8 protein-coding genes are annotated in these 6,837 nt (G+C 70.8%); 3 read left to right on the top strand and 5 right to left on the bottom strand.

What is annotated here, in order from left to right:
* From tilS to dacB, 3 genes are all read right to left on the bottom strand, one after another.
* Window positions 1–698 (bottom strand): tRNA lysidine(34) synthetase TilS (tilS, locus tag DQP56_RS21520; protein WP_112688895.1); only part of this gene is annotated, 698 nt, incomplete at its 3' end.
* The gene (locus DQP56_RS21515; RefSeq protein ID WP_112688897.1) at window positions 677–1,714 is read right to left on the bottom strand and encodes an Rv3626c family coenzyme F420 biosynthesis-associated protein; all 1,038 of its coding nucleotides are present in this window, start codon (window positions 1,712–1,714) and stop codon (window positions 677–679) included. The genes DQP56_RS21515 and tilS, both read right to left, overlap by 22 nt.
* Window positions 1,711–3,087: a D-alanyl-D-alanine carboxypeptidase/D-alanyl-D-alanine endopeptidase gene (dacB, locus tag DQP56_RS21510; RefSeq protein ID WP_112688893.1), complete on the bottom strand. Its 1,377-nt coding sequence runs from the start codon at window positions 3,085–3,087 to the stop codon at window positions 1,711–1,713. The genes DQP56_RS21515 and dacB overlap by 4 nt, the downstream gene beginning before the upstream one ends.
* Window positions 3,088–3,167: 80 nt before the next feature.
* On the opposite strand from dacB, the gene DQP56_RS21505 reads away from it, so the two are divergent.
* Entirely contained in the window at window positions 3,168–3,656 is a 489-nt protein-coding gene (locus DQP56_RS21505; RefSeq protein ID WP_112688891.1) for an inorganic diphosphatase, read from the top strand.
* On the opposite strand, the gene DQP56_RS21500 is transcribed toward DQP56_RS21505, so the two are convergent.
* The gene (locus tag DQP56_RS21500) at window positions 3,657–4,337 is read right to left on the bottom strand and encodes a TetR/AcrR family transcriptional regulator (RefSeq protein WP_112688889.1); all 681 of its coding nucleotides are present in this window, start codon (window positions 4,335–4,337) and stop codon (window positions 3,657–3,659) included. It lies immediately after the preceding gene.
* A 107-nt stretch (window positions 4,338–4,444) separates the two neighbouring features.
* Between DQP56_RS21500 and DQP56_RS21495 the strand changes: the two genes are divergently transcribed.
* Entirely contained in the window at window positions 4,445–4,882 is a 438-nt protein-coding gene (locus DQP56_RS21495; protein WP_112688887.1) for a nitroreductase family deazaflavin-dependent oxidoreductase, read from the top strand.
* Here the strand turns inward: DQP56_RS21495 and DQP56_RS21490 are convergent.
* Window positions 4,871–5,866 (bottom strand): TerC/Alx family metal homeostasis membrane protein, encoded by a 996-nt coding sequence (locus tag DQP56_RS21490; protein WP_112688885.1) that lies wholly within the window; start codon window positions 5,864–5,866, stop codon window positions 4,871–4,873. The two genes, DQP56_RS21495 and DQP56_RS21490, sit on opposite strands and share 12 nt — an antisense overlap.
* 158 nt (window positions 5,867–6,024) lie before the next feature.
* Between DQP56_RS21490 and DQP56_RS21485 the strand changes: the two genes are divergently transcribed.
* A partial coding sequence (locus tag DQP56_RS21485; RefSeq protein WP_526022716.1) for a polysaccharide biosynthesis protein occupies window positions 6,025–6,837 on the top strand: 813 nt, incomplete at its 3' end.

The following is a 6,837-nucleotide window of genomic DNA, read 5'->3' as shown; positions in this document are numbered from 1 at the left end:
GCCAGGGCGTCGATCAACTCGGTGTTCTCCCGCAACGCGGTCGCGCTGCGCGCCAGCGCCTCGGCCACCCCGCCGCCCAGCACGTCCTCCAGCAGCGGCAGCACCTGCAAGCGCAGCCGCACCCGGGTGAAGCGCTTATCACTGTTGTGCGGGTCGAGCCAGGGCGTCAATGCCAGCTCGGCGCAGGCCGCCCGGGTCGCCGCACGCCGCACTCCCAGCAGCGGCCGACACCACGGCGGGTCATGGGGCCGCATCCCGGCCAGCGACCGGGGCCCCGACCCGCGTCCCAGCCCGAGCAGCACCGTCTCCGCCTGGTCGTCAAGGGTGTGACCCAGCAACACCGGGCGCTGGTCACGGGCGCGCTCCAATGCCCCGTAACGAGCGGTGCGTGCCGCGGCTTCCGGCCCGCCTCGAACACCTTGGCCTCCGACGGTCACCGGGATGACTTGCGCGTCAACGCATCCCAGCTCGATAGCCTGGCTGCGCGCACGACCGGCCACCTGTGCGGAGCCGGTTTGCAGGCCGTGGTCGACGATCAGCGCCGTAGTAGGCCGCAGCTGCGCCGCGACGGCGGTGAGGGCCAGCGAGTCCGGACCGCCCGACAGCGCCACGCACCAAGGCTCCACCTCGGGCAGGTGGCGTTCGGCGAACGCCAGCAGCGCGGCGCGCAGCGCGGCTACAGCACCCGATCGATCCACTGCTGCGGCTCTTCGATCTCGGCGGGCAACGGCAGGTGCTGCGGGCTCGACCACACCGCGTTGAACCGGTCCATGCCGACCCGGGCGACCACGGCGTCGACGAAGGCCTTGCCGCGGGTGTACTGGCTGAGCTTGGCGTCGAGGCCCAGCAGCGCGCGCAACAACCGTTGCAGCGGCGGCTGGCTGCGCTGCCGACGTTCCTCGAAGCGATTGCGGATCGTCGCCACCGAGGGCACCGCCGCCGGTCCGACCGCGTCCATCACGTGGTCGGCATGGCCCTCGAGCAGCGTTCCCAGCGTCAGCAGCTGGTCCAGCGCGGTGCGCTGGTCCTCGGACTGCACCGCCCGCACCAGGCCCAGGATTCCCGAGGGTCCGGCATCGTCGCGGCGGCCCCGCACGTAGTCGGCCAATCTGCTCACCACCTGGGTGATATCCGGGCTGCTGTCGCCGGTGAGCACCCCCAACGCCGTCGACATGTAGTCGGTCAGCCACGGGTTCACGGAGAACTGCACCCGGTGAGTCACCTCGTGCAGGCACACCCACAGCCGGAAGTCGGCCGGTGAGACCCGCAGCTGCCGCTCGACGGCGACCACGTTGGGGTAGACCAGCAGCAGCAGCCCCGTCCCCTGCCCGTCGTCGGCACAGAACGGGTCGTACTGGCCCAGGATGCCCGAGGAGACGAAGGCCAGCAGCGCGCCGGTCTGCGCCCCGGCCAGCCGGCCGCTGAAGAACCCGACCGGCTTCTCGGTGCCGCCCGTCATCACCCGCATCGAGTCGGCGGCGGCGGCGATCCACTGCGGCCGGTCGATGACGCGCGCTTCGGGCACCGGGCCGTCGGCGCCCAACCCGGTGACCTCCCGCACCAGTGGTTCGGCGGCCCGGGCGCTGCGGTGCAGGTCGCCGATCACCTGGCGGCGGGTGTAGTCGGTCATCGGCGGCGCCGGGCGCACCAGCCAGCCGCCCACCGTGGCGGCGAACCCCCAGTCCACCGCACGGCCCACATCCAGCTCGGTCATCTGCATCCGCACGTTCGCAACACCGCGGCCAGCGCATCGATCGAGGTCCGACCGGTCGGCCCCGCGTCGTTGGAGATGAACGCGAACGTCAGCACCCGGCGGTCGCGGTCGGTGACGATGCCGGCCAGCGCGTTGGTGCGGGTCAACGAGCCGGTCTTGGCACGCAGCCAGCCGGCGGCACCGCGGCCGGTTTTGGGGTCGAGGAAACGATCGGACAGCGTGCCGCTGCCACCGGCAACCGGCAGCATGTCCAACAGCGGCCGCAACTCCGGCTGGTCCGGGCCGGCCGCCGCCTGCACCACCGCGTCGAGGTTGCGGGCGGACAACCGGTTGTCGACGGACAGCCCGCTGGAGTCATAGAGACTGGCGCCGCTGACCGCGATGTGGGCGGTGGCCAGCCGGTTGGTCACCGCGTCGACCGCGCCGGCGAAGGATCGCGGCCGGCCCATCGCCGCGGCCACCTCCCGGCCGATACATTCGGCCATCACGTTGTCCGAGGCGTTCATCATCTCGCCCAGTCGCACCACCAGCGGCGCCGAGGACACCGCGCCCAGTTCGCGTCCGGTCACCGACGCGGTCGCGATGCTGACCTTGTCGGCGTCGAGCCCGAGTTCGGCGGCCAGCGCCTCGCCGGCGTCCAGCGCGGGAGTGCGCGACCGCCGGGACTCGACCGTCGTCGGCTGGATCCGGCCGCCGTCGACCATCACCGCCTCGATCGGGGCGATGTCGCCGCCTTCGATGTCGTCCGGGTCCCAGCCCGGCGCCATGCTCGGGCCGCTGAACGCCGACACGTCCACCCGGACCTCGGTGGGCGTCACGCCGCTGCGGCGGACCTGATCGGCCAAGTCGCTGATCCGGGCGGCGTCGCGGTACCAGGTGTCCTGGCCGACCTCGGCCGTCGACAGCGTCGGGTCGCCGGCGCCGACCAGCACCACCACGCCGGGCTGGTCACCCGCGGTCACCCGGGTGGTGACGCGGGCGCTCAGATCCAGCGCCAGCAGCGCGGCTGCCGCGGTGAGCACCTTATTGGTGGACGCCGGCTGCATCGGCAGGTCTTCCTGCTGTGTCCACAGCGCCTTGCCGGTCAGCGCGTCGGTGATCCGGCCGGTCAGGCGACCCAGGTTGGGGTCGGCCAGCGCGGCCGACATGGCTGCTCCCAGGGCGCTGCCGGTCGGCACCGGGGCGTCGTCGACGACCGGGACCACCCCGGGTTCGGCGGTCGCCGTCGGCGCCGGCGCGACGACGTGGGCGCCCGCGCCGGACTCGTCCGGGAGCACAACGGCTGCCACCACCACCGCGGCGGCGGCCAACGCCAGGACCGCGCCCGCGATGCCCAGATGGGTGCTGCTGTGCCGCCACCGAGTCGAGTCCATGGCCCTCCCTGCCTGTCGGGGCCAATTGTGCCGGAAGGGCGGGGTAGGGGCATGACTCCGGCCGCCTTAGACTGTGCGGCGTGCAATTCGACGTGACCATCGAAATCCCCAAGGGCCAGCGCAACAAGTACGAGATCGATCACGCCACCGGGCGGGTCAAGCTCGACCGCTACTTGTACACGCCGATGGGCTACCCCGCCGACTACGGCTTCATCGAGGACACCCTCGGCGAGGACGGCGACCCGCTGGACGCGATGGTACTGCTGCCGCAGTCGGTGTTCCCCGGCGTGATCGTCGAGGCGCGTCCGGTGGGGATGTTCCGGATGACCGACGAGGCCGGCGGCGACGACAAGGTGCTGTGCGTGCCGGCCGGCGACCACCGCTGGGACCACATCGCCGACATCGGCGACGTGCCGGAGTACGAGCTGGACGCGATCAAGCATTTCTTCGTGCACTACAAGGACCTGGAGCCGGGCAAGTTCGTCAAGGCCGCCGACTGGGGGGGCCGCGCCGAGGCCGAGGCCGAGATCACCCGGTCGATCGAGCGGTTCAAGACCTCCGGTCACTGATCAGCGCTGGGTCAGCATCCCCAGCAGCAGGCTGAGCTGGGCGTCGAACACCGCCCGCGGTTGGGTCAGAGTATCGGCGCCGTAGCCGCCGAACACGTCCAGGCTGATGGCGCCGACCAGGGCGGCCCACAACAGGAAGCATTTGGCGATGACGCCGTCGTCGCCGGTGAAGCCGAATTCTGCGCGGATCCGGTCGGAGTCGGCCGACAACGGCTGCGCCGCAAGTTGACTCGTGGGCGGTATGTCCCCGGCGGCGATGCCGGCCGCGACCGTCTCAAGCAGGGCCGCGATCACCCGGGTACCGGGGACGACGGTCCGTTCGGCCGGCGCGTGATAACCCGGAACCGGGCTGCCGTACAGCAATGCCCACCGCGCCGGATGCGCCAGCGCCCAGTCCCGCACCGCGTGGCCGATGGCCCGCATCTCGTCGCGCCACCGGGCCCCCGGGCTGCGGGCCCGGTCCACCGTGTCGGCCAGGTCGGAATAGGCGTCGACCACCAGCAGGGTGAGCAACTCGTCGCGGCCGGCCACATAGCGGTAAACCGCCGAGGAGACCATGCCGAGGTCTCGGGCGACGGCACGCAGTGACAGCCCCGCGGCCCCGTGCGCCAGCAGTTGTCGCCGGCCGACCTCGATGATCTTCGCCTCGATGCGTTCCCGCGCCTCCTGCCGTTTGCCCATGGGTTGAGTCTGACAGATTCGAGAGCACCGCTCTTGTATTCGCCGGCTCGACGTGCCAGGATCACTTCCAGCGAGAGCAGTGCTCTCATTACGGAAGGGGGCGGGCTATGACCACCCGATACGACCGGCCGAGCGCGATAGCCCGATTCGGCAATGCGCTGATACGCCGGCTCGGCGAGGTGGGCATCAGCGTCGCCGGAACCCGCGCGCTCGCGGTGCGGGGCCGCAACAGCGGCGAACTCCGCGGTGTGGTGATCAATCTGCTGTCCGTCGATGGGGTGGACTACCTGGTGGCGCCCCGCGGCGAAACCGAGTGGGTACGCAATGCGCGAGCCGCCGGCGAGGTGCTGCTCGGGCCGCGGTGGCGGCGGACCCCGACCCGGGTCACCGAAGTCGCCGACGACGACAAGCCGGTGGTGCTGCGCCAGTACCTTCGGCGGTGGCACTGGCAGGTCAAGGGGTTCATGGCGGGGGTGACACCGGACTCCGACGACGACGAACTGCGGTCCGCGGCGCCCTCGATCCCGGTCTTCTCACTCGGGTGACCCGCCGGTCTTGGCCCCGCCGCGAGTCCGGTACAGGCTGGCCACCGTCGTCAGCACCAGCACCCCGGCGACGACCGCCAGACTCGCCGGCGTGGGGATCTCCGGGACGTTGAAGTTACGTCCGGAGTTGATGAACCACACCTCATTGGTGCGCAACGCGTGCAACACCATCCGCACCCCGATGAAACCCAGGATCAGGGCCAGACCGCGGGACAGATACACGAACCGGTTCAGCAGTTTGCCCAGGATGAAGTAGAGCTGACGCAAACCCATCAGGGCGAACACGGTGGCGGCGAACACCAGGTAGGGCTGGCGGGTCAGGCCGTAGATGGCCGGTATGGAATCCATGGCGAACACCAGGTCGGTGGTGCCCAGCGCCAGCGCCACCAGGAACATCGGGGTGACCGCCCACGCGCCGGCGTCGTCCCGGATGAAGAACCGCACCCCGGCCCAGCGGTCGGTGACGTTGAAGTGGGTGCGGGCGAACCGCACCACGAAGTTGTTGCCCTGGGCGCCGTCGCCGACGTGGTCGCCGTGGCGCAGCAGTTTGATCGCGGTGTAGGCCATGAACGCGCCGAACAGGTAGAACGTCCACGAGAGCCGTTGCGCGGCAACCCCACCCAACGCAATGAACACCGACCGGAACGACAACGCCAACACGATCCCGACGAACAGTGCCTCCTGCCGGTACTTCTTGGGCACGTTGAAGCTGTTCATGATGATCACGAAGACGAACAGGTTGTCCACCGACAGGCTGTACTCGGTGAGCCAGCCCGCGAAGAACTGCATGCCGTACTTCGAACCGTGATGCGCCCACACCCAGATGCCGAACGCCACCGCCAGACCGATGTAGAACGTCAGCCGCGTCGCGACCTCGCGGATCGTCGGCTCATGCAGCCGGCGGGCGACCAGGAACAGATCGAAGCCCAGTACCGCAGACAGTCCCGCGACCGTCACCAGCCATTCCAACAGCGACGGGTCCAAGGGTGGGCCTCCGGTCGGCGAGTCTGCGGTGTTGAGTGGGCCGCCCGAACCTACCCTGCGACCCGCTTAGTATTTTCGCCGTGGTGACCGAAATCGGTGGTACCGGACCCCGCCGATCCGCCGGCGGGTTGCCCGCCGGTCCCGTCACCCGGGCCAGTATGGCCCGGGTCGGCACCGCAACCCTGCTCAGCGCACTGTGCGGCTATGCGGTGCTCTACCTGGCGGCCCGCGACCTGGATCCGGCCGGTTTCTCGGTTTTCAGCGTGTTCTGGGGGGCGTTCGGCCTGGTCGCCGGGGCCACCAACGGCTTGCTGCAGGAAACCACCCGGGAGGTCCGGTTCGCCAGGGAGGTCGGGGCGAGCCGCCCGTCGACGCGACACACCCGCCCGCTGTGGGTGGCCGGGCTGGCCGGGGTGGTGGCAGCCGGGCTGGTGGCAGGGACCTCGCCGCTGTGGAGCGGCCACGTGTTCGTCGAGGCCCGCTGGTTGTCGGTCGGACTGCTGTGCTTCGGGCTGGCCAACTTCGCGGTGCACGCCACGCTGCTGGGCATGCTGGCCGGCACCAACAGGTGGACCCAGTACGGGGCGTTGATGGTGACCGACGCCGGCATCCGGGTGGCGGTGGCCACCGCGACGTTCGCCGTCGGCTGGGGGCTGGTCGGGTTCCTGTGGGCCACCGTCGCCGGCGCGATGGCCTGGCTGCTGTTGCTGGCCGCCTCCCCCGCGGCCCGATCGGCGGCCCGGCTGTTGACCCCGGTGGGCACCACCGACTTCCTGCGCGGCGCCGCGCATTCGATCACCGCGGCCGGCGCCAGCGCCATCCTGGTGATGGGTTTCCCGGTGCTGCTGCAGGCCACCTACGGCGAGCTGGGCGCCCAGGGCGGCGTGGTGATCCTCGCGGTCACCGTCACCCGCGCGCCGCTGCTGGTGCCGCTGACCGCCCTGCAGGGCAACCTGATCGCGCACTTCGTC

The sequence above is a fragment of the Mycolicibacter senuensis genome (genome assembly GCF_003284925.1).
Lineage (GTDB): Bacteria > Actinomycetota > Actinomycetes > Mycobacteriales > Mycobacteriaceae > Mycobacterium > Mycobacterium algericum_A.
The sequence above is the reverse complement of the archived record's forward strand: the minus strand, read 5'-3'. Positions and strand labels throughout refer to the sequence as shown.